General features: G+C 56.8%; 22 protein-coding genes. 11 read left to right on the forward strand and 11 right to left on the reverse strand.

Features of this window, described 5'->3' with window-relative positions; translation table 11 throughout:
• Window positions 1–3: 3 nt before the first annotated feature.
• The 7 genes from panB to thpR all read right to left on the reverse strand — a co-directional run bounded on the left by panB (window position 4) and on the right by thpR (window position 5,783).
• Window positions 4–798, reverse strand: a complete 795-nt coding sequence (panB, locus tag AC790_RS08560) for a 3-methyl-2-oxobutanoate hydroxymethyltransferase (protein ID WP_007888764.1) — start codon at window positions 796–798, stop codon at window positions 4–6.
• 42 nt (window positions 799–840) lie between these two features.
• The gene (gene folK, locus AC790_RS08565; RefSeq protein WP_049851475.1) at window positions 841–1,326 is read right to left on the reverse strand and encodes a 2-amino-4-hydroxy-6-hydroxymethyldihydropteridine diphosphokinase; all 486 of its coding nucleotides are present in this window, start codon (window positions 1,324–1,326) and stop codon (window positions 841–843) included.
• Complete coding sequence (gene pcnB, locus AC790_RS08570; RefSeq protein ID WP_235440736.1) at window positions 1,323–2,738, reverse strand: polynucleotide adenylyltransferase PcnB; 1,416 nt, start codon at window positions 2,736–2,738, stop codon at window positions 1,323–1,325. The genes folK and pcnB overlap by 4 nt, the downstream gene beginning before the upstream one ends.
• Before the next feature lie 37 nt (window positions 2,739–2,775).
• Window positions 2,776–3,711, reverse strand: coding sequence for a tRNA glutamyl-Q(34) synthetase GluQRS (gene gluQRS, locus AC790_RS08575; protein ID WP_049851477.1), 936 nt, complete (start codon window positions 3,709–3,711; stop codon window positions 2,776–2,778).
• A 70-nt stretch (window positions 3,712–3,781) separates the two neighbouring features.
• A complete protein-coding gene (dksA, locus tag AC790_RS08580) occupies window positions 3,782–4,237 on the reverse strand; it encodes an RNA polymerase-binding protein DksA (RefSeq protein WP_007888770.1) in 456 nt (151 codons plus the stop codon).
• Window positions 4,238–4,541: 304 nt separating this feature from the next.
• Window positions 4,542–5,246: a DNA/RNA nuclease SfsA gene (gene sfsA / locus AC790_RS08585; RefSeq protein ID WP_049851478.1), complete on the reverse strand. Its 705-nt coding sequence runs from the start codon at window positions 5,244–5,246 to the stop codon at window positions 4,542–4,544.
• The gene (gene thpR, locus AC790_RS08590; RefSeq protein WP_036620764.1) at window positions 5,247–5,783 is read right to left on the reverse strand and encodes an RNA 2',3'-cyclic phosphodiesterase; all 537 of its coding nucleotides are present in this window, start codon (window positions 5,781–5,783) and stop codon (window positions 5,247–5,249) included.
• 36 nt (window positions 5,784–5,819) lie between these two features.
• Between thpR and hrpB the strand changes: the two genes are divergently transcribed.
• The 6 genes from hrpB to fhuB all read left to right on the forward strand — a co-directional run bounded on the left by hrpB (window position 5,820) and on the right by fhuB (window position 17,110).
• A complete protein-coding gene (gene hrpB, locus AC790_RS08595; RefSeq protein ID WP_049851479.1) occupies window positions 5,820–8,294 on the forward strand; it encodes an ATP-dependent helicase HrpB in 2,475 nt (824 codons plus the stop codon).
• 100 nt (window positions 8,295–8,394) lie between these two features.
• Window positions 8,395–10,944: a bifunctional glycosyl transferase/transpeptidase gene (gene mrcB, locus AC790_RS08600; RefSeq protein WP_049851480.1), complete on the forward strand. Its 2,550-nt coding sequence runs from the start codon at window positions 8,395–8,397 to the stop codon at window positions 10,942–10,944.
• A gap of 217 nt (window positions 10,945–11,161) precedes the next feature.
• The gene (fhuA, locus tag AC790_RS08605) at window positions 11,162–13,363 is read left to right on the forward strand and encodes a ferrichrome porin FhuA (protein WP_049851481.1); all 2,202 of its coding nucleotides are present in this window, start codon (window positions 11,162–11,164) and stop codon (window positions 13,361–13,363) included.
• A gap of 88 nt (window positions 13,364–13,451) precedes the next feature.
• The gene (fhuC, locus tag AC790_RS08610) at window positions 13,452–14,246 is read left to right on the forward strand and encodes a Fe3+-hydroxamate ABC transporter ATP-binding protein FhuC (protein WP_049851482.1); all 795 of its coding nucleotides are present in this window, start codon (window positions 13,452–13,454) and stop codon (window positions 14,244–14,246) included.
• A 9-nt stretch (window positions 14,247–14,255) separates the two neighbouring features.
• Window positions 14,256–15,134, forward strand: a complete 879-nt coding sequence (gene fhuD, locus AC790_RS08615) for a Fe(3+)-hydroxamate ABC transporter substrate-binding protein FhuD (RefSeq protein ID WP_049851483.1) — start codon at window positions 14,256–14,258, stop codon at window positions 15,132–15,134.
• Window positions 15,134–17,110 (forward strand): Fe(3+)-hydroxamate ABC transporter permease FhuB, encoded by a 1,977-nt coding sequence (gene fhuB / locus AC790_RS08620; protein WP_049851484.1) that lies wholly within the window; start codon window positions 15,134–15,136, stop codon window positions 17,108–17,110. The genes fhuD and fhuB overlap by 1 nt, the downstream gene beginning before the upstream one ends.
• Window positions 17,111–17,140: 30 nt before the next feature.
• Here fhuB and hemL read toward each other — a convergent pair whose 3' ends face one another.
• Window positions 17,141–18,421, reverse strand: coding sequence for a glutamate-1-semialdehyde 2,1-aminomutase (hemL, locus tag AC790_RS08625; protein WP_049851485.1), 1,281 nt, complete (start codon window positions 18,419–18,421; stop codon window positions 17,141–17,143).
• A 200-nt stretch (window positions 18,422–18,621) separates the two neighbouring features.
• Here hemL and erpA point away from each other — a divergent pair, with 200 nt between their 5' ends.
• Window positions 18,622–18,969, forward strand: a complete 348-nt coding sequence (erpA, locus tag AC790_RS08630; protein ID WP_007893884.1) for an iron-sulfur cluster insertion protein ErpA — start codon at window positions 18,622–18,624, stop codon at window positions 18,967–18,969.
• Window positions 18,970–19,004: 35 nt separating this feature from the next.
• On the opposite strand, the gene AC790_RS08635 is transcribed toward erpA, so the two are convergent.
• The 3 genes from AC790_RS08635 to mtnN all read right to left on the reverse strand — a co-directional run bounded on the left by AC790_RS08635 (window position 19,005) and on the right by mtnN (window position 20,864).
• Window positions 19,005–19,256, reverse strand: a complete 252-nt coding sequence (locus AC790_RS08635) for a hypothetical protein (RefSeq protein WP_007893885.1) — start codon at window positions 19,254–19,256, stop codon at window positions 19,005–19,007.
• A gap of 107 nt (window positions 19,257–19,363) precedes the next feature.
• Window positions 19,364–20,173, reverse strand: coding sequence for a vitamin B12 ABC transporter substrate-binding protein BtuF (btuF, locus tag AC790_RS08640; RefSeq protein WP_049851486.1), 810 nt, complete (start codon window positions 20,171–20,173; stop codon window positions 19,364–19,366).
• Window positions 20,166–20,864: a 5'-methylthioadenosine/S-adenosylhomocysteine nucleosidase gene (gene mtnN / locus AC790_RS08645; protein ID WP_049851487.1), complete on the reverse strand. Its 699-nt coding sequence runs from the start codon at window positions 20,862–20,864 to the stop codon at window positions 20,166–20,168. The genes btuF and mtnN overlap by 8 nt, the downstream gene beginning before the upstream one ends.
• A 97-nt stretch (window positions 20,865–20,961) precedes the next feature.
• On the opposite strand from mtnN, the gene dgt reads away from it, so the two are divergent.
• The 4 genes from dgt (at window position 20,962) to AC790_RS08665 (ending at window position 26,602) form a co-directional block, all read left to right on the forward strand.
• Window positions 20,962–22,455 (forward strand): dGTPase, encoded by a 1,494-nt coding sequence (dgt, locus tag AC790_RS08650; protein ID WP_049851488.1) that lies wholly within the window; start codon window positions 20,962–20,964, stop codon window positions 22,453–22,455.
• A gap of 136 nt (window positions 22,456–22,591) precedes the next feature.
• A complete protein-coding gene (gene degP / locus AC790_RS08655; RefSeq protein ID WP_049851489.1) occupies window positions 22,592–24,034 on the forward strand; it encodes a serine endoprotease DegP in 1,443 nt (480 codons plus the stop codon).
• A 184-nt stretch (window positions 24,035–24,218) separates the two neighbouring features.
• A complete protein-coding gene (locus AC790_RS08660; RefSeq protein ID WP_007893890.1) occupies window positions 24,219–25,376 on the forward strand; it encodes a CdaR family transcriptional regulator in 1,158 nt (385 codons plus the stop codon).
• Window positions 25,376–26,602 carry an alginate lyase family protein gene (locus AC790_RS08665; protein WP_049851490.1) on the forward strand — a complete coding sequence of 409 codons (1,227 nt, stop codon included), beginning with the start codon at window positions 25,376–25,378 and terminating at the stop codon, window positions 26,600–26,602. The genes AC790_RS08660 and AC790_RS08665 overlap by 1 nt, the downstream gene beginning before the upstream one ends.
• Window positions 26,603–26,626: the final 24 nt, after the last annotated feature.

A 26,626-nucleotide genomic window follows, 5' to 3' on the forward strand; every position in this document is an offset into this window, starting at 1 on the left:
GATTTACTGGAAACTGTGTTCAGCGGCTGGATAGATGCCCGCTTCAACGTCGGCGATATATTGGCGAATTGCCGCACGAATGTCGCCAGTTTCGGCGAGGAAATTTTTGGCAAATTTGGGAATGTGGCCGCCGGTAATGCCAAAGGCGTCATGCATCACCAGAATCTGACCGTCGGTGACGTTGCCAGCGCCGATACCAATCACCGGCACCGACAGCGCTTTGGTGACGCGCTCGGCCAATGCCACCGGGACGCACTCCAGCACCAGCAGCTGCATGCCCGCGGCTTCCAGCGCTAGTGCATCAGCCAGCAGACGTTCGGCGGCGGCTTCATCGCGGCCCTGTACTTTATAGCCGCCGAAAACATTAACCGATTGCGGTGTCAGTCCCAGATGGCCGCACACCGGTACGGCGCGCTCGGTCAGCATGCGCACGGTTTCAGCCAGCCATTCGCCGCCCTCCAGCTTCACCATGTTGGCACCGGCGCGCATCAGCTGCGCGGCATTAGTGAAGGTGTGTTCCGGCGTGGCATAACTCATAAATGGCAGGTCAGCCATTAACAGCGCCTGCGGCGCGCCACGGCGCACGGCGGCGGTATGATAAGCGATATCCGCGACGGTAACCGGTAACGTCGATTCATGGCCTTGCACGGTCATGCCGAGCGAATCACCAATCAGCATCACCTGAATGCCTTCATTGGCAAAGAGACGGGCAAAACTAAAATCGTATGCCGTCAGCGTGGCAAATTTGCGGCCGCTGGTTTTGAGTTGGCGTAGATGGGAGATAGTTGTCGGTTTCATCGCACACTCCAGAGTTTTCTGATGCGCGCAGTGTACTACGGGTTACTCAGACCACAAACGGATAGCGCTGCGATCCAGCCTGGCAAGAATCTCAGCCAATGCTTGCCCGTTTGGCAGCGCCAGCTGCGGCGCAATCTCTAGCAACGGCACCAGCATAAAAGCGCGATTGTGCATGTCGTAATGCGGCACGGTGAGACGCGGGGTGTTAATCGTAGCGTTGCCAAACAGCATGATGTCGAGATCCAGCGTACGCGGTCCCCAACGTTCAGCTTTACGCACGCGACCGTGATCCAGCTCGATACGTTGCGTGTGATCGAGCAGCGCTTCGGCAGCCAGCGCGGTTTCCAGTTCCACCACCGCATTAAGGTAATCGGGCTGATCCGGTGGGCCGTACGGCGGCGTGCGATATAACGAAGAGGTTTTGAGGCGCGAGGTGTGCGGAAGGGCATCCAGTGCGGCCAGCGCTGCATCAACCTGATGCAGCGGATCGGCCAGATTACTGCCTAAAGCGAGGTAAACGCGGGTCATTGCGCGCTATTGGTATCGCGACGTGGCCCGGTTGGACGGCGGCGTGGACGGCGCGGTTTACGGCGCGGTGCCGGATCGTCGCCCAGCGTGGTCATCATGGTTTTCTGCTGGACCGGCGCGGCCGCCTGGAACTCGCCCCACCAATGCGTCAGCTTTTGCAGCTCAGGATTGTTTTCCACATCGGCGCGCAGCGCCATCAGGTCGTAAGCGGCGCGGAACTTAGGATGCTCCATCAGCTTCCACGCACGTTTGCCGTGACGACGCGACATGCGCAACTGCAGCTGCCAGATATCGCGAATCAAAGTGGTGATACGTTTCGGAATCGCTAGCGCGCGGCAGGCTTCATCCAGAATTTCGTTCATCGACAGGGCAAAGGCATCGTAATAGGTCAGGCCGCTTTCCTGCGCAATACGCTCGGCGGATTCCAGCTGCGGATACCAGAACATAGCGGCAAACAGGAAGGCCGGGTTAACGCGCATATCATTTTGAATACGCGTATCAGTATTTTTCAGCACCTGCGCCAGCATGCGCTCCATCAGGCTGTCGCTTTCGGCGGTGAAACCCCGCGTCAGCGTCGGAAACAGCGGCTGGAACAGCTGATATTCACGCATCATCTGATAGGTGCGGTAGCCGTAACCGGCCTGCAGCAGCTTGAGTGACTCTTCAAACATACGCGCCGGAGGAATGTCATTCAGCAGCGTCGCCAGGCGCGGGATCGGCTCGGCGGTTTCTGCAGCAATACGCATCTGCAGCTTGGCGGCAAAACGTACCACACGCAGCATGCGCACCGGATCTTCGCGATAGCGGGTTTCCGGATCGCCAATCAGGCGAATGATGCCTTCCTGCAGATCGTGCAGGCCGCCAACGTAATCGCGGACGGTGAAATCGGCCACGCTGTAATAGAGGCTGTTGATGGTCAGATCGCGGCGCTGGGCATCATCTTCAATGCTGCCGAAGATGTTGTCGCGCAGCAGCATGCCGTTCTGGCCGCGCTGCGAGCTATTGCGATCTTCTTCGCTCTCTTCCTGATGATGACCGCGGAAGGTAGCAACTTCGATCACTTCCGGACCGAACATCACATGTGCCAGACGGAAACGACGACCCACCAGGCGGCAGTTGCGGAACAGCTTGCGCATCTGCTCAGGCGTGGCGTTGGTGGTGATATCAAAGTCTTTTGGCTTGCTGCCGAGCAGCAAATCACGCACGCCGCCGCCAACCAGGTAAGCTTCGTATCCGGCTTTGTTCAGGCGATAGAGCACTTTAAGGGCGTTTTCGCTGATATCTTTGCGTGAGATGTTGTGGCTTTCGCGTGGAATGACGGTCATCAGACTCTTCTCAGCTTCCACCTCTTCAGGCGCCTCCTCATCACGCTTGAGGACTCTCCGGCAAAAATTAGCGACTCGGGTAAAAATGGGACACCTCGACAGTGATAAAAGGGTGTTAATAAAATCAGCGGCTAATCATAGCCTGTTGAGAACCATTTAGGAATGGCGATGTCGTTTCATCGGGCTTGAGACCGTTCTGCAACGGAATCAGGCGGATATTCCACTGCGCGACGGCCTGTTTCAGCAGGTTTTCCAGCGATTCATCCTGCCATCCTGGCGAAACCGGTTGACCGAGAAAGCGCAGCGCCTGCACCAGCAGCGGTCGCGCATCGCCGGTTGGCAGCGCGGGCGCATGATTTTGCTTTGAAAGTTTATTGCCATCCTGATTGACCGCGAGCGGTAAATGCAGGTAATCCGGCACCGGCCAGGCGAACTGCTGATAAAGCGCTATCTGGCGCACCGTCGGCTCAATTAAATCTGCGCCGCGCACAATTTCCGTTACGCCTTGAAAATGGTCATCGACCACCACCGCCAGGTTATAGGCAAATAGCCCATCACGGCGATGGATAATAAAATCTTCCTGTGCCAGCTGCGCTTCCGCCTGTAAATGGCCGCGCAGACGATCGTCAAAACCGAAAACGGGTGCATGTTGACGCAGGCGTAATGCGGCATTATCGGGCGGCAGCTGCAAATCGCGGCAGTGGCCGTCATAAAATCCGCCAGACTGCTGAATACGGCGCCGGGTACAGCGGCAGAAGTAACTTTGACGATGGCTTTGCAGCCAGCTCAGCGCGGCGCGATAGGCATCATGACGCTGTGACTGCCACAGCACTTCGCCATCCCACTGCAAACCGTAATGTTCCAGCTGCTGCAAAATACGCGTTGCCGCACCGGGAACTTCACGTGGTGGATCGATATCTTCGATGCGCACCAGCCAGCTTCCCTGTTGCGCACGCGCACTCAGGTAACTGCCTAACGCAGCAATCAGCGAACCAAAATGCAGGTCACCCGAAGGAGAGGGAGCGAAACGCCCAATGCAGGGAGGAGTTAAAGCGGTCATTTGGAAGTGTACCGCACGTCGGGAAAACAGGGATTTTCCCGGCTGTGCGGTAACAGTTTGCTCACGGCCATTAGCCAGCCATCTGCTTCTCGCGGATTTCTGCCAGCGTTTTGCAGTCGATGCAGAGGTCAGCAGTCGGACGCGCTTCGAGGCGACGAATACCAATTTCTACACCGCAGGAATCACAGTAGCCGAAATCGTCGTCATCCACTTTCTTAAGCGTTTTCTCAATCTTTTTAATGAGTTTGCGCTCACGATCGCGGTTACGTAATTCCAGGCTGAACTCTTCTTCCTGTGCGGCACGGTCGACCGGATCCGGGAAGTTGGCAGCTTCGTCCTGCATGTGCGACACAGTGCGATCTACTTCATCCCGAAGTTGGTTGCGCCAGGCTTCCAGAATCTTACGGAAGTGACCTAGCTGGGCGTCGTTCATATACTCTTCGCCCGGTTTCACCTGATACGGCTCCACTCCAGCAATGGCGAGGATACTCAGGGACGATGTTTTACGGTTTTGCCCTTCTTGCATGTTGTTTCTCCTGGATAACACGCACTTCCCTAGATGCTTCAAGTTGCTTGTGCACTGGCTGCGTTCATTCATCTTCGTAACTTACGTGGGTAAGCACCGGAGATTCATTCTGTTGCCATCTTCCTGCAACCCGAAATATTTAGGGCTTATCGATTCCCATAAAGGGAAAAAAACAGGCCGCTATAAATAGCAGAAGCAATCAAGGTTGGCAATTATTCCTGACCACTGCTTGACAAGCCTCTGAAGAATCGCGTATTCAGCGCCTCGCCGAGAACAATCCTGGCACACCAAATTGCTATAAATATTACAACGCTACGTTAATCGGACGCGTTAGTAACATCTTTAGCGGTGATATCTGAGCTTGATACGCTAACACCTCTACACCACAACGTTGCGCCTGTTCCAGTAGTTCTGCGTATTGCACGTCGATATGGCGTGCCGGGGAAACGTCCTCAATCCCCGTATGCAAAACCGCGAACAACAAAACGGCTCGATGACCTTCTGCCACGATAGTGCTGAGTTCGCGCAGATGTTTCTGACCTCGAGTCGTCACGGCATCCGGAAAATAGCCTTTACCTAGATGTAAAAGGGTGACGGACTTGACTTCAATATAGCAGTTCGATCGACCCTCCGCTTGCAGCAGAAAGTCAATTCGGCTTTTTTCCGTGCCGTATTTCACTTCAGGCTGGCAGTGGCTGTAAGCGGATAATTCCGGAATTGCATGGTGGCTTAGCGCCTCACGTACCAACTGGTTGGCGCGCAGCGTATTGACGCAGATCCAGTGGCCTTGTTGGGTCTCGGTGAGCTCCCAACTGTGCGGATATTTTCGCGTAACGCTCTCGGAGGTTGAGTACCACACCGTGTCACCCGGCGTGGCACAACCGGTCATCGCGCCGGTGTTGGCGCAGTGAATAGTTAGCATTTCGCCTTCCGGCGTGATCACATCGGCTAAAAAACGTTTGTAACGGGCGATCAAGCGGGCGGGTTTGAGCGGGGGATCGAACTGCATTTACTCTCCTGATGATAGTAGCGGCCAGCGGGCCAGCGCCTGATAACGCGTGCGGCCGCGCGTCACGTTGGAGGCGAACAGTGCAAAATGATGGATATCAGTGCGCCAGTGAAAGCCGCGCGCGGGTAGCGCGACCTGTGACGCCGCATGGCGCAACAGCGTGACGTGCGGATGGAATGGCTGCGCACTTTGCGCACAACCGTGCCGTGCGGCTTGCGCACGCAACAGGCTGGCGAGCTGCAGCAGGCCGCGCGGCGCACGCTGGCAACCCAGCCACACCACGCCGGGGCGCGGCCAGTGTCCGGCATCATCCAAATCCAGCGCAAAGCCAGGCTGCACAATGCGCGAGGCTAACAGCTGCAGCTTACGTGATGTCTCATCGCCTACCTCGCCGAGAAAGGCCAGCGTCAGGTGCAAATTGGCCGCCTCGACCGGTTTACCCGCCTCAGCCGCAAAGTTATCTGCGCGCCACTGCACCAGCTGTTGCTGGAGCGGAGCGGGCAGTTCAAGAGCAAAAAACAGACGTTGCGTTGCCAGGTTGGCCTCCGGTAAACCGCGCTTGAGAGTGCTACAATGCGCGCCATCTTAGCACAGGCATTTTGGGAGTTGAGTTTGAGTGAGTTACCGGTAAGCGAGGTGCTGCCTGAACTGCTGGCCGCGCTGGCGCAGTCGCCGCAGGTGTTGCTGGCGGCGCCGACCGGCGCAGGTAAATCCACCTGGCTGCCGCTACAGCTGCTGCAACATGCCAAACTGCCCGGCCGCATCATCATGCTGGAGCCGCGACGCCTGGCTGCACGCAACGTGGCGCAACGGCTGGCGGAGCTGCTCGGCGAACAGCCAGGCGCAACGGTGGGTTATCGCATGCGCGGGGAGAACTGCTGCGGTGCTAACACGCGTCTGGAAGTGGTGACTGAAGGCATCCTGACGCGCATGCTGCAGCGCGATCCGATGCTGGAGGGGGTCTCGCTGGTGATTCTGGATGAATTCCACGAACGCAGCCTGCAGGCCGATCTTGCGCTGGCGCTGCTGCTCGATGTGCAGCAAGGACTGCGTGACGATCTGAAAATCCTGCTGATGTCGGCGACACTCGACAATCAGCGTTTGCGTCAGCTGCTGCCGGACGCGCCCTTTGTGGTATCTGAAGGCCGCAGCTTCCCGGTTACGCGGCGCTATGCCTCACTCAATAGTCAGCAACGCTTTGAAGAAGCGGTGGCGCGCGAAGTCGCGCAGCTGCTGCGCGAAGAGCCGGGTTCGCTGCTGCTGTTCTTACCTGGCGTGGCAGAAATTGAGCGCGTGAAGCGCGAGCTGGAGGCGCGGGTCGGCGAAGAGGTTGATCTCTCTCCTTTATATGGTGCGCTTTCGCTGGATGCGCAACGCCGCGCGATTCTGCCCTCTCCGGCAGGTCGTCGCAAAGTGGTGCTGGCGACCAATATCGCCGAAACCAGTTTGACCATCGAAGGCATTCGTCTGGTGGTCGACAGCGCGCTGGAACGCTCGGCGCAGTTTGATGTACGCAGTGGCGTAACGCGGCTGCAAACGCAGCGCATCAGCCAGGCCTCAATGACGCAACGAGCCGGGCGTGCCGGACGTCTTGAGCCCGGCATCTGTCTGCATCTGCTGCCGCAGGAGCAGGCGCTGCGGGCTGCGGCGCAGAGCGAACCTGAGATCCTCAACAGCGATCTGACTTCGCTGCAGATCGACTTACTGCAGTGGGGTTGCCGGGAGGCGGCGCAGCTGAGCTGGCTCGACGCACCGCCGCCGCGTAATTTGCGCGCAGCATGCGCGCGCTTAACACAGCTGGGCGCGCTGGAGAATCACCAGCTCAACGCGCGTGGCCGCAAAATGGCTGCATTGGGCAGCGATCCGCGTCTCAGCGCCATTCTGGTCGCCGCTGGGCAAAACAATGATGCCATCGCCAGCGCCGCGCTGCTGGTGGCGATTCTGGAAGATCCGCCGCGCAGCGGCAGCGTTGATTTGCGTGATGCGCTCAATCATCCGCAATCGCACTGGCAGCGCCGCGCGCGTCAGTGGCAAAAACGCCTCAACACCAGCGGCGGCAGGATTAATCCCGATCTGTTTCCGCAACTGCTGGCCGCCGGGTTTGCCGACCGTCTGGCGCAGCGACGCGGTGATAGCGCACGTTATCAGCTAGCGAACGGTATTGGCGCGATGCTCAATGAGCAGGACGGTTTGAGCCGCTACGAGTGGCTGATTGCGCCCACGCTGCTGCAGGGGGCCAGCAGCGCCGACGCGCGCATGCTGCTGGCGCTGCCGGTGGAGATTGATGCGTTGCGCCAGCAGTGCCCGACATTGGTTGAGCAGCGCACCGACGTGGAGTGGGATGAAGAGAAAGGCACCTTGCGTGCCTGGAAACGCGAACTCATCGGTGCGCTGGTGCTAAAAGCCCAACCGCAGGCGCGTCCGGACGCTGAAATTTTACATCCGGCGATGCTGCGCTGGATCCGCGAAAAAGGATTGTCGGTGTTGGGCTGGAAAGCGGACGCTGAACAGCTACGCTTGCGGGTGCAGTGTGCGGCGCAGTGGCTGCCGCAAGAGGCGTGGCCGCAGCTGGATGATGACAGCTTGCTGGAGTCACTGGAGAGCTGGCTGCTGCCGGAGATGAGCGCGGTGCGCGACCTGAAAGGATTGCAGAGCATCAATCTTGTCAGCGCATTATTACATTTGCTGACATGGTCACAACGTCAGCGGCTGGATAGTGTGCTGCCAACTCATTACACTGTGCCGACCGGAAGCCGCCTGCCCATTCGCTACGATGCCGAGAAGCCTCCCGCGCTGGCGGTGCGGATTCAGGAGATGTTTGGCGAAGCACAAAATCCGGCGGTGGCAGAGGGCCGCGTACCGCTGGTATTGGAACTGCTTTCGCCTGCGCACCGTCCGCTGCAGATAACGCGCGACCTCGCGGCGTTCTGGCGCGGTGCCTATCCTGAGGTGCAGAAAGAGATGAAAGGGCGCTATCCAAAGCATCCGTGGCCGGACGATCCGGCCAACGCCTTACCCACAAGGCGGACCAAGAAATTTTCATCGTGAAACGCTGTGGATCGAATTCAGAGGGTTCTGCCATGCGCAGCACGAGAAAGCAGTTGTAGACTAAAGGCCGCTGCCGTAGCAATGCCTGGAGAATAAAAGCATGTCTGGGAACGATCGCGAACCTATTGGGCGCAAAGGAAAAGCGCCAAAGCCGCCGCGCAGCACTGCGCGTCGGGGTCGCCGCAGGGAACTTGATGATGATATCGATCAGGACGATTTTGACGAAGAAGATGAGGAGAGTGGACCGGTGCCACCAAAAGGTAAAGGTAAAGGAAAACGACCGCCACGCGGCAAGCGTCGTTGGTTAGGCTGGTTGATTAAGCTCTTCCTGGTCTTTGTCGTAGTGATGGCCGCCTGGGGCGTCTATCTCGACTCGGAAATCCGCAGCCGCATTGACGGTAAAGTGTGGCAACTGCCGGCGACCGTGTATGGCCGTATGGTCAGCCTGGAACCGGGCATGTCGTACGACAAAAAAGAGATGATTGCGCTGCTGGAAGGCACGCAGTATCGCGAAGTGTCGCGCATCACCCGTCCCGGCGAGTTTAGCGTTAAAGGCAACACCATTGATCTGCTGCGCCGTCCGTTTGATTTCCCGGACAGTAAAGAGGGGCAGATTAATGCGCGCCTGACGTTTAGCAACAATGAGCTGAGCGAGATTAAAAACCTCGATACCGGCCGCGATTTTGGCTTCTTCCGCCTCGATCCGCGTCTGATCACCATGTTGCAGTCGCCGAACGGTGAACAACGCCTGTTTGTGCCACGCGCCGGTTTCCCGGATCTGCTGGTCAGCACGCTGATCGCCACCGAAGATCGCCACTTCTATGAGCACGACGGCATTAGCCCGTACTCGATTGGTCGTGCGTTCCTCGCCAACATCACCGCCGGTAAAGCGGTGCAGGGCGGCAGTACATTGACGCAGCAGCTGGTGAAAAACCTGTTCCTCACCAACGAACGTTCACTGTGGCGTAAAGCGCGTGAAGCCTACATGGCGGTGATCATGGATGCGCGCTACAGCAAAGATCGCATTCTTGAGCTCTACCTCAACGAGGTGTACCTCGGGCAAACCGGTAACGATCAGATCCGTGGTTTCCCGCTGGCGAGTTTGTACTACTTTGGTCGTCCGGTGGATGAGCTGAGCCTCGATCAGCAGGCGATGCTGGTCGGCATGGTGAAAGGCGCGTCGCTGTATAACCCGTGGCGTAACCCGAAACTGGCGCTAGAGCGACGTAATCTGGTGCTGCGTCTGCTGCAGCAGCAGAACGTTATCGATCAGGAACTGTATGACATGCTGTCGGCGCGTCCGCTTGGCGTGCAGCCAAAAGGCGGCGTGATCACGCCACAGCCGGCATTTATGCAGATGGTGCGTAATGAGCTGCAGGCTAAGCTCGGCGACAAAATGAAAGATCTCTCTGGCGTAAAGATTTTCACCACGCTGGATGCGATTTCGCAGGATGCCGCCGAGAAAGCGGTGGTTGAAGGTATTCCAACGCTGAAAAAACAGCGGGGCCTGAAAGATCTGGAAACTGCGATGGTGGTGGTTGACCGCTTCAGCGGTGAAGTACGCGCCATGGTCGGCGGGGCAGATCCGCAGTTTGCCGGTTATAACCGTGCGCTGCAGGCGCGTCGTTCAATCGGCTCGCTGGCGAAACCGGCAACCTACCTGACGGCGCTCAGCCAGCCGAACAGCTATCGCCTTAACAGCTGGATCGCTGATGAACCGATTGCGCTGAAGCAGCCGAACGGCACCATCTGGAAACCGATGAATGACGATCGTCGCTTCAGCGGTAAAGTGATGCTGGTTGATGCGTTAACCAACTCGATGAACGTGCCAACGGTTAACCTCGGTATGACGCTGGGTCTGGATGCGGTAGTGGATACCTGGACCAAGCTGGGCGTGCCGAAAGATCAGCTGCATCCGGTGCCCTCCATGCTGCTGGGGGCCCTGAACCTGACGCCGATTGAAGTGGCGCAGGCGTTCCAGTCGATTGCCAGCGGCGGTAACCGTGCGCAGCTGTCAGCGGTGCGTTCGGTGATTGCTGAAGATGGAACGGTGCTGTATCAGAGCTATCCGCAGGCGCAGCGCGTTGAACCGGCGCAGGCCGCTTATCTGACGCTTTACAGCATGCAGCAGGTGGCGGATCACGGTACCGCGCGTGCGCTGGGTGCGCGCTACCCTAAAGCCCATCTGGCGGGCAAAACCGGTACCACCAATGACCTGATTGATAGCTGGTTTGCTGGCGTTGACGGCAAAGAAGTGGCGATTACCTGGGTTGGCCGTGATAACAACCAGACTTCGAAGCTGTATGGCGCGAGCGGAGCGATGCAACTCTATCGCCGCTATCTCGACAACCAGGCGCCGATGCCGCTGGTGCTGACGCCGCCGGAAGATATCACGCAGATGAACGTCGATTCTGCCGGTAACTTCATCTGCGGTACCGGTAGCAGCACGTGGCGTTCGCTGCCGGTGTGGTCGCTGGATCCGAATGCGCTGTGCCAGCAGCAGCAAGAGCAGGTTCAGCAACAGCAGCAACAGTTGCAGCAACAACAAGAGCAGCAACAGCAGCAACAACAGCAGCAGCAGCCACAGAATGAGCAGAAAGATTCTGACGGCGTTGCAGGTTGGATCAAGGATATGTTCGGCAGCAAATAGTGTGCTGAGAAAACAGAGGGCGCTGCGGCGCCCTTTTTTTTCGTCTGTACCTTTGTTGTTAAGCGCGATCATGGATATGCACGTTCTGGGCGCTAACGACCCGCAATATGCCATTAGTCGTTGCGATTATGACGGGATTTCGCCTAAAATCCGTGCGTCATAATAATCATTCTCGTTTGTATTCGCCTGCATCGACTTTTTTCGAGAGATCTCACTTATGAATACGCGAAACACCAATCCTTGTTTCTTACACCCGAGCTCATCCCGTCGTCCGCTGGCATGGCTAATCTCTTTAACGCTGGGCACCCTTAGCGCACAGGCGCTGGCCGAAGATACCGTAGTCGTGAGCGCCGATGGCGGCAGCGGCGTGGCGCAGGAAAAAGCGTGGGGGCCGTCGCCAACTATCGCCGCCAAACGCAGCGCCACCGGTACCAAAACTGATACGCCAATTGAGAAAAACCCGCAGTCAATCTCTGTGGTCACGCAGGAAGAGATGGCGATGAAAAACGTCACCAGCGTGAAAGGGGCGTTCAACTACACGCCCGGCGTATTAACCGGCAACCGTGGCAGTTCCAACGTCATTGATGCGCTATCGATTCGCGGCTTCAGCGAAACCAATACCAACCAATATCTTGATGGCCTGAAACTGCAGGGTGATAACTACTCTGAGTTCGCTATCGATCCCTACTTCCTCGAACGCGCCGAGCTGTTGCGCGGCCCGGTTTCGGTACTGTACGGCAAGAGCAATCCAGGCGGCGTGGTGTCGCTGGTGAGTAAGCGTCCAACCCAGGAGACGCTGCGTGAAGTGCAGTTCCAGATGGGCACTGACAATCTGTTCTCCACCGGCTTCGATTTTGGCGGCTCACTGGATGATGATGGCGTATACAGCTATCGCCTGACCGGCCTGGCACGCAGCGCCGATGCGCAGCAGGAGATGAACAAAGAGAAGCGGTACACCATCGCGCCATCGTTCAGCTGGCGTCCGGATGAAAATACGCGTTTCGATCTGCTGACCTATTTCCAGAACGAACCGGAAACCGGTTATTACGGCTGGCTGCCGCGTCAGGGCACGGTGGTGGGCATTACGCGCCCGGACGGCAGCAGCTATAAGTTACCGACCAATTTTGATGAAGGCGAAGACAGCAACAAGATTTCGCGCAACACCAAGATGGTGGGCTACAACTTCGAGCACAGTTTCAACGATACCTGGACGGTGCGACAGAATCTGCGCTATGCGGATTTGAGAACGGATTATCGCAGTATTTATGGCAATGGCTTTATTCCCGCTACGCAGCAAATCACCCGCGGTTCAGCGGTTTCCAATGAAAAGCTCAATCAGTTTGCGCTGGATAACCAGGTACAAGCTAAGTTCGCGACTGGCGCAGTTGACCATACATTGTTGATGGGAGTGGATTACCAGCGTACTCGCAATGATATCGATGCGGCCTTTGGTAGCGCGGCACCCATCAGTGCCATTAACCCGCAATACGGCAATGATGCGGATATTGGCACGCCTTTCCCATACCAATATCTGAATCGTCAGGAACAGACGGGCCTCTATTCGCAGGACCAGATGGAATGGAATCGTTGGGTGCTAACGTTGGGCGGTCGCTATGACTACGCGATGACCTCAGCGCTAAACCGTAACGGCAATACAGAAGAGAAAAATCACGATCAGGCTTTCACCTGGCGCGGTGGTTTGAACTATGTGTTTGATAATGGTATCGCCCCGTACTTCAGCTACAGCGAATCATTTATTCCTACGGCAGGTACTACATCCAGTGGCCAAACGTTTGATCCTTCACGTGCCAAACAATATGAAGCTGGTGTGAAATATGTGCCAAAAGATCGTCCGATTGTCATTACAGGTGCGGTTTACCAGCTAACGAAGACCAAAAACCTTACTGCCGATCCTGACAGCCTGCAATTTAGCGTGCAGGGTGGCGAGATTCGTTCACGCGGCGTGGAGTTAGAAGCCAAAGCGGCAGTTAATGCCAATATCAACCTGACTGCCGCTTACTCCTACACGGATGCGGAGTACACCCATGACACGCTGCTGAAGGGTAAAACGCCGGTGCAGGTGCCAAAACACATGGCCTCGCTGTGGAGCGATTACACCTTCCATGAAACCGCGCTGTCTGGCGTGACGGTTGGTGCTGGCGTGCGTTACGTGGGTGAAAGTAAAGGGTTGTACGCTAGCGGCGACAATGCCAACCAAAACTTCGACGTTGCCGGTTACACCACCGTTGATGCCGCGCTGAAATACGATCTCGCACGCTTTGGCATGCCGGGATCAACCATCGGCGTGAATGTGAATAACCTGTTCGATCGTGAATACGTTGCCAGCTGCTACCGCGAATACGCCTGCTATTGGGGCGCTGAGCGGCAGATTGTCGGAACCGCGACTTTCCGCTTCTAACGCGTTTGTAGGGTGCGCATTTATGCGCACCTGAGTTTCTGGTCGCCATTAATGGCGACCTTACAGCGCCCATTTACCAGGGATTATCATGCAGCATCCGCACCATGTAGAAACCACCTTCCGGCTGGATAACGTCAGTTTTAGTGTGCCAGGCCGCACGCTACTTCATCCGCTGTCTCTTACTTTTGCGCCAGGCAAAGTCACGGCGCTGATCGGACATAACGGCTCTGGTAAATCCACGCTGCTGAAGATGCTCGGTCGTCACCATGCGGCGAGTGAAGGGTGCGTATTGCTGAATGAGGATGCGGTAGATAACTGGGGCAGCAAAGATTTTGCGCGTCAGGTGGCGTATTTGCCACAGCAATTGCCCGCGGCGGAAGGGATGACGGTGCGTGAACTGGTGGCGATTGGTCGTTATCCGTGGCACGGCGCGCTGGGCCGTTATGGGCAGGAAGATCGCGACCGTGTTGAAGAGGCGATTACGCTGGTGGGATTGAAACCGTTTGCCGGTCGACTGGTGGATAGCCTTTCCGGCGGTGAGCGCCAGCGTGCCTGGCTAGCGATGCTGGTGGCGCAGAACAGCCGCTGCCTGCTGCTGGATGAACCGACTTCAGCGCTGGATATCGCCCATCAGGTTGATGTGCTGGCGCTGATTCAGCGTCTTAGTCGCGAACGCGGATTAACGGTGATTGCGGTGTTGCACGATCTCAACATGGCGGCGCGCTATTGCGATCGGCTGGTGGCGCTGCGCGGTGGCGAAGTGATTGCCGAAGGTGGTCCCGAGGTAATCATGCAGGCTGATGTGCTGGGTAATATTTACGGTATCCCAATGGGAATTTTGCCGCATCCGCTCGGCGGCGCTCCCGTCAGTTTCGTTTACTAAGGCCGCGCCATGTTAGATATTTCCCGCCGCCGCCTGTTGACGGCGCTGGCGCTCTCTCCTCTGATGTCGGCATTGCCACTGCGTGCCGCACTACCCGATGCGCAGCGCATTCTGGCGCTGGAGTGGTTGCCGGTCGAGCTGCTGATGGCGCTCGGCGTGACGCCGCTTGGCGTAGCCGATATGCACAACTACAACATTTGGGTGGGCGACCCGCTGCTGCCGTCCAGCGTTATCGATCTCGGTCTGCGCACCGAACCCAATCTGGAGCTGATGACGCAGCTCGAACCTGCGCTGATTCTGCACTCCAATGGTTACGGTCCGGCGCTGGATAAGTTGCAGCGCATTGCACCGACCATGGGGTTTGATCTCAACAGCGGCGACGGCAAACCGCTTAGCACCGCACGCCATTCGCTGCAGGCGCTCGGCGCGCGTATTGGACGCGAAGCGCAGGCCGCGCAGCATCTGCAGGATGTTGACGAGCAGCTGGCGGCGGCACGTGAACGGCTTATACCCTGGGCCGATCGTCCGCTATTGCTGATGTCGCTGATGGATAGCCGCCATGCCATCACCTTCGGCAAAAACAGCCTGTTCCTTGAAGTGATGGAGATTCTTGGGTTGCGCAATGCGTGGCAGGGCGAAACTAACTTCTGGGGCAGTGCGGTCGTCGGGCTGGAGCGGCTGGCGGAAGTCGGTGATGTGCAGGTAATTTGCTTCGATCACGATAACGATCGCGACATGCAGCAAGTGATGAAAACCGCACTGTGGCAGGCGCTGCCGTTCGTGCGCGCCCAGCGTTTCCAGCGCGTGCCGGCGGTGTGGTATTACGGCGCGACCTACTCGGCACTGAAATTTGTGCGCGTGCTGGAACACGCGCTGGAGTCGCACTGATGCGCAATCGTCTTTTTCCCGTCGCGCTGCTGAGTGCCGTGTTCCTGCTGGCGCTGGCGTTAACCTTTATCAATCTGCGTAACGCGTTGCCGATCGATCAGTGGTCGCAGGCGTTGTTTGCGCCGGATATCAACAATATCCAGCAGGTGGTGTTTCATCATAGTTTGCTGTCACGCCTGGCGCTGGCGCTGCTGGTCGGCGCAGGCCTCGGCTTAGCTGGGTTGCTGTTTCAACAGGTGCTGCGCAATCCGCTGGCCGAGCCCACCACGCTTGGTGTTTCTTCGGGGGCGCAACTCGGTATTACCGTGGCCACGCTGTGGCAACTGCCGGGTGGCGAGCTAACGCAGCAGTTTGCCGCGATGGGCGGCGCGGTGATTGTCGGCGTGCTGGTGTTTGGGGTCGCCTGGGGGAAACGTCTCTCGCCAGTGACGTTGATTCTTGCTGGTCTGGTGCTGAGCCTGTATGCCGGCTCGGTTAACCAGATTTTCGCCATCTTTAATCACGATCAGCTGCAGAACATGTTCCTGTGGAGCACCGGTGCGCTTAACCAGCTGGATGGCCACAACGTGGCGCAGCTGTGGCCGCGCCTGCTGCTGGCATTTGTGGTGGCGCTGGCGCTGCTGCGTCCGCTGACGCTGATGGGGCTGGATGATGGCGTAGCGAAAAATCTCGGCCTGGCGCTGTCGGCGGCGCGGATTGCCGCGCTGGCGCTGGCCATTCTGCTCAGCGCGCAGCTGGTCAATGTCGCGGGCATCATCGGCTTTATCGGCCTGTTTGCGCCGCTGCTGGCGAAGCTGCTCGGTGGACGTCGGCTGATCAGCCGCATGTTACTTGCTCCGCTGATTGGTGCGCTGCTGCTGTGGCTGGCGGATCAATGCGTGCTGTGGCTCACCGGCCACTGGCGCGAAGTGTCCACCGGGACCGCGACCGCATTGATCGGTGTGCCGATTCTGCTGTGGCTTTTGCCGCGCTTGCGGACGGGCTCAGTCCCGCCGGCGCTCAATCAGGGCGATAAGGTGCCGGCAGAGCGGCAGAACGTGTTGCGCTGGTGCCTGATCGGATTAGTAATTCTTAGCGTGTTCAGTTGGATTGGCATCACCTTTGGGCGCGATGCACACGGCTTTGCGTGGGTGGGCGGCGACATGCTACAGCAGCTGCTGCCGTGGCGCGCGCCGCGCGTGCTGGCGGCGCTGGTCGTCGGCATGATGCTCGGCGTGGCGGGAGCGCTGATTCAGCGCCTCACCGGCAATCCGATGGCGAGTCCGGAAGTGCTGGGCATTAGCTCGGGTGCGGCGTGTGGTGTGGTGGTGATGATGTTTTTCGTGCCGGGCGATGCGGTAGCGTGGCTGCTACCGGCTGGCGCACTTGGCGCAGCACTCACGCTGCTGGTCATCATGCTGGTGGCGAGTCGCGGCGGTTTCTCGCCAGAGCGTATGTTGCTGGCGGGAATGGCGCTCAATAGCGCATTCGTGACGTTATTGATGGTGCTGTTGGCGAGCGGCGATCCGCGTATGGGCGGCTTACTGAGCTGGATTTCTGGTTCGACCTACAACATCAACATGCAGCAGGCCGTTCAAAGCGCAGTGGTTGGCGTGGTGCTGATTGCCCTGGCGCCGCTGGCGAGCCGCTGGTTAACGCTGCTGCCGCTTGGCAGCGCTACCGCGCGTTCGGCGGGCATGGCGCTCACCACCTCACGCCTCAGTTTGCTGCTGCTGGCAGCAGCGCTGACCGCCACGGCAACCTTAACCATCGGGCCGCTGAGTTTTGTCGGGCTAATGGCGCCGCATATTGTGCGCATGCTCGGTTTCCGCCGTGCATTACCACAGGTGTTGATGGCCGGCTTATTGGGTGGGGGATTGATGATCTTCGCTGACTGGTGCGGCAGAATGCTGGCGTTTCCGGATCAGATTCCAGCTGGCCTGATGGCCACCTTCTTCGGTGCACCGTACTTTATCTGGTTACTGCGGCGGGCATAGCAAAAGGGCGCCAGATGGCGCCCTTGTCATTTACAGCTGCGCGAAGCTGCGGCGTGCAGCATCGATGGTGCGTTGGATATCTTCCTGACTGTGCGCCAGCGACATAAAGCCTGCTTCGAAGGCGGAAGGCGCGAGATAAACGCCTTCTTCCAGCATCAGGTGGAAGAAGCGCTTAAAGCGCTCTACGTCACACTGCGTCACGTCCTGATAGCAGGTCACTTCAGCAGCATCGGTGAAGAAAATACCGAACATGCCGCCAACGTGGTTAATCACCAACGGAATGTTCTCTGCCTTTGCGGCGGCCAGCAAACCTTTTGCCAACTGCGTGGTTAAGTCGGTCAAGGTGCTGTGCGTACCCGGCTGCGCAATCTGCGACAGACAAGCAAAGCCGGCGGCCATGGCAATCGGGTTACCGGACAGCGTACCTGCCTGATAAACCGGGCCGGTCGGTGCCAGCGCATCCATCACATCACGACGACCGCCAAAGGCGCCAACAGGCATGCCGCCGCCGATGATTTTACCGAGGCAGGTCAGGTCTGGCGTTACGTCGTAATAGGCTTGAGCACCGCCCAGCGCCACGCGGAAACCGGTCATCACTTCGTCGATGATCAGCAGCGCGCCAAATTCGTCACACAGCGCGCGCAGGCCTGGCAGGAAGTCCGGCTGCGGTGGAATACAGTTCATGTTGCCCGCTACCGGCTCAACGATGATGCAGGCAATATCCTCTGGATATTGCTCGAAAGCAGCACGCACCGTGCTCAAATCGTTGTAGGTGCAGGTCAGCGTGTGTTTGGCGAAATCGGCCGGTACGCCCGGCGAGTTTGGCTGGCCGAGCGTCAGCGCGCCGGAACCGGCTTTCACCAGCAGGCAGTCGGCGTGACCATGGTAGCAGCCTTCGAACTTGATGATTTTGTCGCGATGGGTGAAGCCGCGCGCCAGGCGAATGGCGCTCATGGTGGCTTCGGTGCCGGAGTTCACCATGCGCACCATGTCCATGCTTGGCACCAGCTCGCACACCAGCTCGGCCATTTTCACTTCCATCTCGGTGGGAGCGCCGAAGCTCAGACCGCGTGCGGCGGCTTCAATCACCGCATTACGGATAGTGGCATTGTTATGACCGAGCACCATCGGGCCCCACGAACCGACATAATCGATATAACCTTTGCCGTCGGCGTCGTACAGATACGCACCGTCAGCGCGTTCGATGAACAGCGGCACACCGCCTACACCGGTAAAAGCACGTACCGGGGAGTTCACACCGCCAGGAATCAGGCGTTGCGCTGCGGTATACAGGTTTTCTGACTTACTCATGGTTCTGCTCCTGCTGTTCGGGAAAAAATCTGGCGCCATTCTACGGGAAGAACGGCTTGCGCTAAAGTTTAGGGTATATACTTTCATGCGCATGCGGCGGCACACACTGCCAAGCTTGAGACTTGATTGCACTGCACGGCTGGCAGATAATAGCGAAATTAAGGTCGTTTTCTGACCTCGACGTTTACCCGGAGTAAAAGATGAGTGACGACTTAGCAGCGCTGCCTTTGCAATTCACTGATGCAGCAGCAAAAAAAGTGAAAAACCTGATTTCTGATGAAGAGAATCCGGAGCTGAAACTGCGCGTTTATATTACCGGCGGCGGTTGCAGCGGTTTCCAATACGGCTTCACGTTTGACGATCAAATGAATGACGGCGACATGACCATCGAAAAACAGGGCGTGGCGCTGGTGGTTGATCCAATGAGCCTGCAATATCTGGTGGGCGGTTCGGTGGATTACACTGAAGGTCTGGAAGGTTCACGTTTTATCGTCACTAACCCCAATGCCAAAACCACCTGCGGTTGCGGTTCTTCCTTCAGCATCTAATGCTGCTTCTGGCTGCCGTTCTGGTAGCCAGATTCCTACCACTCAATAGTCACTAAGCGCGCCGATTCGCGGCGTTGTGCATCGCGTTTTAGCACCCGCTCGGTAATACGTGGTTGCGCGCTGAAGTGGCGCCCGCAGTCAATGCTCGGCAGAGTATGTTCATTCTGGCGCGAAATATCGCAACGTGAGAATAACGTTAAGGTGACGGCAATAGAGCCGGTTGAGGTAGCCGCATTCAATGGCGCAGCGATCACGAGCCCTATGGCCAGCAGCAGAGCTCTGGTCATGAATAGTTCCTGGTGAAGACAAAATTGCGCTAAGCGCTAAAATGGGCACAGAGCATACGTGGCCGCTGCGCCTTGTATTATGATCAACGACAATTTTTGCCGGATCTTTAATCTTTTTTGGTGTTATTTTTCGCCGGATGTAAATTCGCACACAGCTGTTTCGCTGCCAGTAGCATGCGTGGGCCGGGGCGGCTCAGCCAGTCGTCATTGATGGCGATCACCGGCACAGTAAGTTGCGGCTGCCAGAATTTGGCGATGCTGACGGCCTGCGTCGCGTCACCGCCGATCACAATCGCCTGCGGATGGCGCATCAGCACCTGCTCACGACTTACCTGCGGCCAGCTAACGGCGCTATCAGCGAAAATATTCCTTCCGCCACACAACTCAATTACCTGATTCTGCATGGTGTTGCGCGCAGCGGTAAACAGCGGCTGCTGACCAAACTGCAAAAACAGCGCTATCGGCGCGCCGTGCTGATACTGTTGCCGCAGCGCCACCTCCTGTGCCCGTAATGTCTGGGCGGCATCAATGGCCTGCTGCGGCTGCGGACTCCACTGCTGTAATCCGGCCAGCGCATCAATCATTTGATCGAGGGTTTGCGGATCAATCCACTCAACTTTAAGGCCGAAACGTTGCAACTGTTCGATTTGCCGTTGCGGATTACCGCCACGCCACGCCAGCACCACATCCGGCTTGAGTTGCAGAATACGTTCAACGTTGATGCCCTGCCAGTTTGCTACCTCTTCCAGCGCCCTGGCTGGCGCCGGATAATCAGAGAAAGCGCTGACCGCGACCGGCGTAATGCCGGCAGCAAAGGCCAACTCGGTTAAATGAGGTGAAAGGGTGATAACGCGTGGTGCGGCGGCGAACAGGCTATTGCACAGCAGCAATAGCCCGAGCAGAAGATGTTTAGCCACGCGCCAGCTGCGCCAGCAGGTTTTCTACCATCAGCGAAGATTGTTTTGCCGCAACGCTGAGGAACTCATCGAAGCTGAGATGAGACTCTTGATCGGCAACGTCAGAAATAGCGCGTACCACCACGAATGGCACGTTAAATTGATGGCAAACATGGCCAATCGCCGTGGCTTCCATCTCTACCGCAATCGCCTGCGGGAAGGTGCTACGGATGCGCGCCAATGGCTCGGCACCGTTGATAAACGCATCGCCGCTCACCACTAAACCGCGCACTGCGTTGAGATCGAGTTGCTTAATAACCTGCTCGGCGGCCGCAATCAGTTTGTCATCTGCAGCGAAGGCCGCAGGGCAACCGGCCATTTGGCCTGGTTCATAGCCGAAGGCGGTAACATCCGCATCGTGATAACGCACTTCATCTGATACCACGATATCGCCCACTTTCAGCGTTGATGCCAATCCGCCCGCAGAACCGGTATTAATCACCACATCGGGTTTGCACAGTTCAAGCAGCAGCGTGGTACCCAGCGCGGCAGCGACTTTGCCAATGCCTGATTTCAGCAGCGCCACTTCAACACCGTTCAGCGTGCCGGTGTAAATTTCGCAGCCAGCCAGCGTAAGTGTCTGGCGGTTTTCAATTTTGTCACGCAGCAGGGTAACTTCCTGCTCCATCGCGCCAATAATGCCTACTTTCATAAGAATCTCGCTAATTTAATGGATGTAACCCGCAAAAGTGAGGCATAGTCTAACATGGCTGATTGAGGAAGAATTCACGAAAAAATAAGGGGTAATTATGGCGACGATCAATTTCAGGAAGAAGATCAGTTTCACCCGCCCTTATACCAGCCGCAAAGATCCCGAAGGGGAATACTATATTACCCGCCATTTTGAGAGCGATCGCGGACGCATTATTAACTCCGCTGCCATTCGCCGTCTGCAACAGAAAACTCAGGTATTCCCGCTGGAACGCAATGCCGCAGTGCGTTCGCGTCTGACGCATTCACTGGAAGTGCAGCAAACCGGGCGTTATATCACTAAAGAGATTCTGCAAGCGCTGAAAACGCAGGGCGGCGGACTGGCGAATTATGGGCTGGATGAGTTTGAAGGCGCGTTTGAAAGCCTGATTGAAATGGCCTGTCTGCTACACGATGTCGGCAATCCGCCTTTTGGTCATTTCGGTGAAGCAGCGATCAATGATTGGTTCGATGATAACCTGCCTGCTGAATTAGTCGATCCGCTGGTAGCAGGGGTTGGCGACGATATTACACGCTCAGCATTCGACCAATTAAATGCCATGATCCGCCAGGATTTATGCCACTTTGAAGGCAATGCGCAAGCGATTCGCCTGGTGCATACGCTGCTGCAACTTAATCTCAGCTACGCGCAGGTTGCCTGTATTTTGAAATATACCGCACCGGCATGGTGGCAAGGTGATAAACCGGCTGAGTTTAGCGTGTTAATGAAGAAACCGGGTTTCTACTTATCCGAACGCGAATATGTTGCCGAGTTACGTGACGCGACAAATATTAAAGAGCATCATCGTTTTCCACTGACCTGGATAATGGAAGCCGCCGATGATATCTCTTATTGCATCGCCGATCTTGATGACGCGGTGGAAAAAGATATCTTCCATGTTGAAACGCTGTATAAGCATTTGCTCGAGGCCTGGGGGACGGTCAAAAACGGTGATGTCTTCAGCCGCACCATCGGTGATGCGTGGAAAGAGGCCAATCAGAAAAAGCGTCGCAGTATCAGCGATCAATTCTTTATGTCGCTGCGGGTTAATGTGCAGAACGTATTAGTTAGCCATGCGGTACGGCGTTTTATCGATAATCTGCCCGCTATTTTCGAAGGCAATTTCAATCATGCATTATTGGAAGATGACGGTGAAGAAGGGCGCTTGCTGAACTTATTTAAGACGGTTGCACGCCAGCAGGTGTTTAATCATCCGGAAGTCGAGCAGTTGGAGTTGCAGGGCTACCGCGTGATTAAAGGGCTGCTGGAGATATATCAATCCTTGCTGTTGCTGGATTATGAGCAATTTACCACGTTAATGAACGATGATTTCCTGGCGAAGCATCCGATTGAAACCCGTCTGTTTCATAAGCTTTCTGGAAAACACCGTAAAGCTTATCAACAACACATGCGTTCATTAATCGTTGAGCATAAATATCAGCGTTTGTTGTGGGAACGTTATTATCGTGCGCGCCTGATTCAGGACTACATTAGTGGAATGACAGACAATTATGCCTGGGATGAATATCGTCGTTTGATGGCGGTGGAATAAGCGCGCATTTGTAAAGACGAAGAACAATTTTTTACCTTTGCCTAAAACTTTATTAGGAACTTCGCGCTAAAAACTTAATCTCATCATCACGACCACAGCAATGGTCTGGCCGTACTTCTTAGAGAGACACAGATAAATGAAAAAAAACACAATTATGCTGGCGTTGGCGCTGAGTTTCGGCGCGGCAATGGGTCCTGTGAGTGCATTCGCAGCGGAGACAGCGTCTTCTTCGAGCCAACAGTTGCCAAGCCTGGCACCGATGCTGGAAAAAGTCATGCCTTCCGTGGTGAGCATCAGCGTTGAAGGCAGCACCACGGTTAAAACCCCGCGCATGCCACAGCAGTTCCAGCAATTCTTTGGTGATAATTCACCATTCTGCCAGGACGGTTCTCCGTTCCAGAGCTCACCGATGTGCCAGAACGGCGGCGGTGAGGGTGGTGGCGCAGAGGGCGGTGCCAACGCGCAGAAACAGCAGTTCCGTGCGCTGGGTTCCGGCGTGGTGATCAATGCAGATAAAGGTTATGTCGTTACCAATAACCACGTGGTGGACAACGCCACCAAAATTCAGGTTCAGCTGAGCGATGGTCGTCGCTACGACGCCAAAGTGATCGGCAAAGATCCGCAATCTGATATCGCGTTGATTCAGCTGCAGGATGCGAAAAACCTTACCGCAATTAAGATTGCCGATTCTGACAACCTGCGCGTCGGTGATTACACCGTGGCGATTGGTAACCCGTATGGTCTTGGCGAAACGGTCACCTCAGGTATCGTTTCCGCGCTGGGTCGAAGCGGCCTGAACGTTGAGAATTATGAAAACTTCATCCAGACCGATGCGGCAATTAACCGCGGTAACTCCGGCGGTGCGCTGGTTAACCTCAACGGTGAGCTGATCGGTATTAACACCGCGATTCTGGCGCCGGACGGCGGCAACATCGGCATCGGCTTTGCTATCCCAAGCTCAATGGTGAAAAACCTGACCGCGCAGATGGTGGAATATGGTCAGGTGAAACGCGGCGAGCTGGGCATTATGGGCACCGAGCTTAACTCCGAACTGGCGAAAGCGATGAAAGTTGATGCACAGCGCGGCGCCTTTGTCAGCCAGGTACTGCCAAACTCTGCCGCGGCGAAAGCTGGCGTGAAAGCCGGTGACGTGGTGGTGTCAATGAACGGTAAAGCCCTGACCAGCTTCGCGGCGTTGCGTGCTGAAGTCGGCTCGCTGCCGGTGGGGACTAAGCTGCAGCTGGGTCTGCTGCGTGAGGGCAAACCGGTGAACGTCACGGTTGAACTGCAGCAGAGCTCGCAGGAGAAGGTACAGTCCGCCACCATTTACACCGGTATTGAAGGCGCCGATCTCAGCAATATCGACACAAACGGCCAGAAAGGCGTGCGAGTTGATAATGTGAAAGCGGGTAGCGCAGCGGCGCGTATCGGCCTGAAGAAAGGTGATGTCATCCTCGGTGTGAACCAGCAAGCGGTGGCTAATCTCGGCGAACTGCGTAAGGTGCTCGACACCAAGCCTTCAGTGCTAGCACTGAACGTGCAGCGCGGAGATAGCAGCCTGTATCTGCTGATGCAGTAAGCTTAAGGTTGTTAATGGCAGGCGAGCTTCGGCTCGCCTTTTTTACGCCTGGGCAAATGTCCGGTACTGAATGTGACGTCCACCGCAAATCCCGCATAATCCTTCTGGCTATGTGCAGTTGCACAATGTAAGCGCCTTAATGGATGCGTATTCTGTCGGTTCGTCCTTACCTCCGGAGTGTTTGATGGCCACCTATCATCTCGATGCGCGACTGGCTCAGGATATTGTTGCCCGCACCATGCAAATTATTGATAGCAATGTCAACGTGATGGATGCGCGCGGTCGCATCATCGGCAGCGGCGATCGTGAGCGTATTGGCGAATTGCACGAAGGCGCGCTGCTGGTGCTGTCGCAGGGTCGCGTAGTGGACATCGACGAGGCGGTGGCAAAACATCTGCACGGCGTGCGTCCCGGGATAAATTTACCGCTGCGCATTGATGGCGATATCGTCGGCGTAATCGGCTTGACCGGTCAACCGGCCACGCTGCGTCACTACGGCGAGCTGGTGTGTATGACCGCCGAAATGATGCTGGAGCAGGCGCGTTTGCTGCATATGCTGGCGCAGGACAGCCGCCTGCGTGAAGAGCTGGTGCTGAATCTGGTGCGCAGTGAAACCTTATCGCCGGCGCTGAGCGAATGGGCGCAGCGGCTGGGCATCGATCTCAATCAGCCGCGCGTGGTCGCGGTGGTAGAAGTGGATAGCGGCCAACTTGGCGTCGATAGCGCTATGTCAGAACTGCAGCAGCTGCAAACGTTATTGACTACGCCGGAACGCGACAACCTGATTGCGATTGTTTCGCTGACCGAAATGGTGGTGCTCAAGCCGGCGCTCAATGCGCATGGTCGCTACGATCAGGACGATCATCGCCGGCGAGTGGATCAACTGCTGCAACGGATGAAGGAGAGCGGGCAGGTGCGCATGCGCATCGCGCTTGGCAACTACTTTACCGGCCCCGGCAGCATTGCACGCTCGTACCGCACCGCGCGTACCACCATGATGGTGGGTAAACAACGCATGCCCGATCAGCGCAGCTATTTTTATCAGGATCTGGTGCTGCCGGTGCTGCTCGACAGTTTACGCGGCGGCTGGCAGGCCAATGAGCTGGCGCGCCCGCTGGCGAAACTAAAAAGTATGGATAACAACGGTTTATTACGGCGTACGCTGGTGGCATGGTTCAGCCACAACGTGCAACCTAGCGCGACCGCGCGCGCGCTGTTTATTCATCGTAATACGCTGGAGTATCGCCTCAACCGTATTTCCGAGCTAACCGGACTCGATCTGGGTAACTTTGACGATCGGCTACTGCTGTACGTGGCGCTACAACTGGATGAGCAGAGTTAATGACCAGGGCGTGGATTGCGTTGTTGTGGCTGTTTAGCGCGCTTAGTTTTGCCAATGATCCGGCTTTTCTCTCTTTAAACGATCTGCAACGGGTTAAACAACAACTCGCTGAGCAGCAGGCTGCGCCGCCGACGCTCGAAGCCTGGCATCAACTGCAACAGCAGGCGGATAGGGCGCTAAAACATGCTAATCCCAGCGTCACCGACAAAGGTATGCTGCCACCGAGTGGTTCAAAGCAGGATTATCTCAGCTTAAGCGCCTACTGGTGGCCGGACGCCAGCAAAGCTGATGGCCTGCCATGGCAGCGCCGCGATGGGGAAGTGAATCCCGCCAGCAAGAACGACCAGAGCGATGGTGTGCGGCTGGCGCGCTTTACCGCCGATTTCCAGGCGCTGGCGCTGGCCTGGTACTTCTCCGGCGATCAACGCTATGCCGATAAAGCGCTGGCGATGATGCGCCACTGGTTCATTACGCCCTCCAGCCGCATGCATCCCAACCTTAATTTTGCGCAAGGCATTCCGGGCCGTTCTGCGGGCCGCCACGATGGCGTTCTGGACGGGCGTTATTTCGCCACGCGCGTGGTGGATGCGCTCACTTTATTGCGTCACGCGCCCGGCTGGCAGCCTTCCGATGAGAAAGCGATGCAGCAGTGGTTCAGCGACTATCTGCACTGGCTGCTGCACAATCCGTTAGCACAGAAAGAAGCGGCGGCGGCGAATAATCATGGCAGTTGGTATTGCACCCAGGTGGCGGGGATCGCGTGGTATTTGGACGATCGTGAGACGGTAAAAGCGATGGTTGAGCTGGCGCGCAGTAAAATCGCGCTGCAAATCCGCGCCGATGGCAGCCAACCTGCCGAGCTGGCGCGCACGCGTTCGTTCCATTACAGCTATTTTAATCTGCAGGCGCTGACCGCATTGGCGCAGTTGGCCAAAAAAGCGGGGCTGGGGGATTTATGGCATAGCCGCCAGCAAAGCGGTTCGCTGCTGGATGCGCTAGACGCGATGGCACCGTACAGCGATGCCAGCAAAGTCTGGCCGTGGAAAAATCGTGATCGTGTTAGTGAACGTGTGATTCCATTGCTTTCAGCGGCCGACAACAGCTTGCAGCAGCCGCGTTATCAGCGGTGGATCACGCAGGAAACATGGACTAATAACAAGCGTGGCGCGGTAATGCAGGCGCAGCGTGACAGCTGGCTGCTTTCGCTGCCTTATCAACAGCAATAAAAAAGGCCAGCATTAGCTGGCCTC

It is taken from the genome of Pantoea sp. RIT-PI-b (assembly GCF_001187905.1).
In the GTDB taxonomy this organism is placed as follows: domain Bacteria; phylum Pseudomonadota; class Gammaproteobacteria; order Enterobacterales; family Enterobacteriaceae; genus Pantoea; species Pantoea nemavictus.

What these genes read in the sequence shown, in the direction of transcription:
- panB (WP_007888764.1), bottom strand. Translation starts at nt 798, where the DNA reads ATGAAACCGACAACTATCTCCCATCTACGCCAACTCAAAACCAGCGGC.
- folK (WP_049851475.1), bottom strand. Translation starts at nt 1,326, where the DNA reads ATGACCCGCGTTTACCTCGCTTTAGGCAGTAATCTGGCCGATCCGCTG.
- gluQRS (WP_049851477.1), bottom strand. Translation starts at nt 3,711, where the DNA reads ATGACCGCTTTAACTCCTCCCTGCATTGGGCGTTTCGCTCCCTCTCCT.
- dksA (WP_007888770.1), bottom strand. Translation starts at nt 4,237, where the DNA reads ATGCAAGAAGGGCAAAACCGTAAAACATCGTCCCTGAGTATCCTCGCC.
- sfsA (WP_049851478.1), bottom strand. Translation starts at nt 5,246, where the DNA reads ATGCAGTTCGATCCCCCGCTCAAACCCGCCCGCTTGATCGCCCGTTAC.
- hrpB (WP_049851479.1), top strand. Translation starts at nt 5,820, where the DNA reads ATGCGCGCCATCTTAGCACAGGCATTTTGGGAGTTGAGTTTGAGTGAG.
- mrcB (WP_049851480.1), top strand. Translation starts at nt 8,395, where the DNA reads ATGTCTGGGAACGATCGCGAACCTATTGGGCGCAAAGGAAAAGCGCCA.
- fhuA (WP_049851481.1), top strand. Translation starts at nt 11,162, where the DNA reads ATGAATACGCGAAACACCAATCCTTGTTTCTTACACCCGAGCTCATCC.
- fhuC (WP_049851482.1), top strand. Translation starts at nt 13,452, where the DNA reads ATGCAGCATCCGCACCATGTAGAAACCACCTTCCGGCTGGATAACGTC.
- fhuD (WP_049851483.1), top strand. Translation starts at nt 14,256, where the DNA reads ATGTTAGATATTTCCCGCCGCCGCCTGTTGACGGCGCTGGCGCTCTCT.
- fhuB (WP_049851484.1), top strand. Translation starts at nt 15,134, where the DNA reads ATGCGCAATCGTCTTTTTCCCGTCGCGCTGCTGAGTGCCGTGTTCCTG.
- hemL (WP_049851485.1), bottom strand. Translation starts at nt 18,421, where the DNA reads ATGAGTAAGTCAGAAAACCTGTATACCGCAGCGCAACGCCTGATTCCT.
- erpA (WP_007893884.1), top strand. Translation starts at nt 18,622, where the DNA reads ATGAGTGACGACTTAGCAGCGCTGCCTTTGCAATTCACTGATGCAGCA.
- AC790_RS08635 (WP_007893885.1), bottom strand. Translation starts at nt 19,256, where the DNA reads ATGACCAGAGCTCTGCTGCTGGCCATAGGGCTCGTGATCGCTGCGCCA.
- mtnN (WP_049851487.1), bottom strand. Translation starts at nt 20,864, where the DNA reads ATGAAAGTAGGCATTATTGGCGCGATGGAGCAGGAAGTTACCCTGCTG.
- dgt (WP_049851488.1), top strand. Translation starts at nt 20,962, where the DNA reads ATGGCGACGATCAATTTCAGGAAGAAGATCAGTTTCACCCGCCCTTAT.
- degP (WP_049851489.1), top strand. Translation starts at nt 22,592, where the DNA reads ATGAAAAAAAACACAATTATGCTGGCGTTGGCGCTGAGTTTCGGCGCG.
- AC790_RS08660 (WP_007893890.1), top strand. Translation starts at nt 24,219, where the DNA reads ATGGCCACCTATCATCTCGATGCGCGACTGGCTCAGGATATTGTTGCC.
- AC790_RS08665 (WP_049851490.1), top strand. Translation starts at nt 25,376, where the DNA reads ATGACCAGGGCGTGGATTGCGTTGTTGTGGCTGTTTAGCGCGCTTAGT.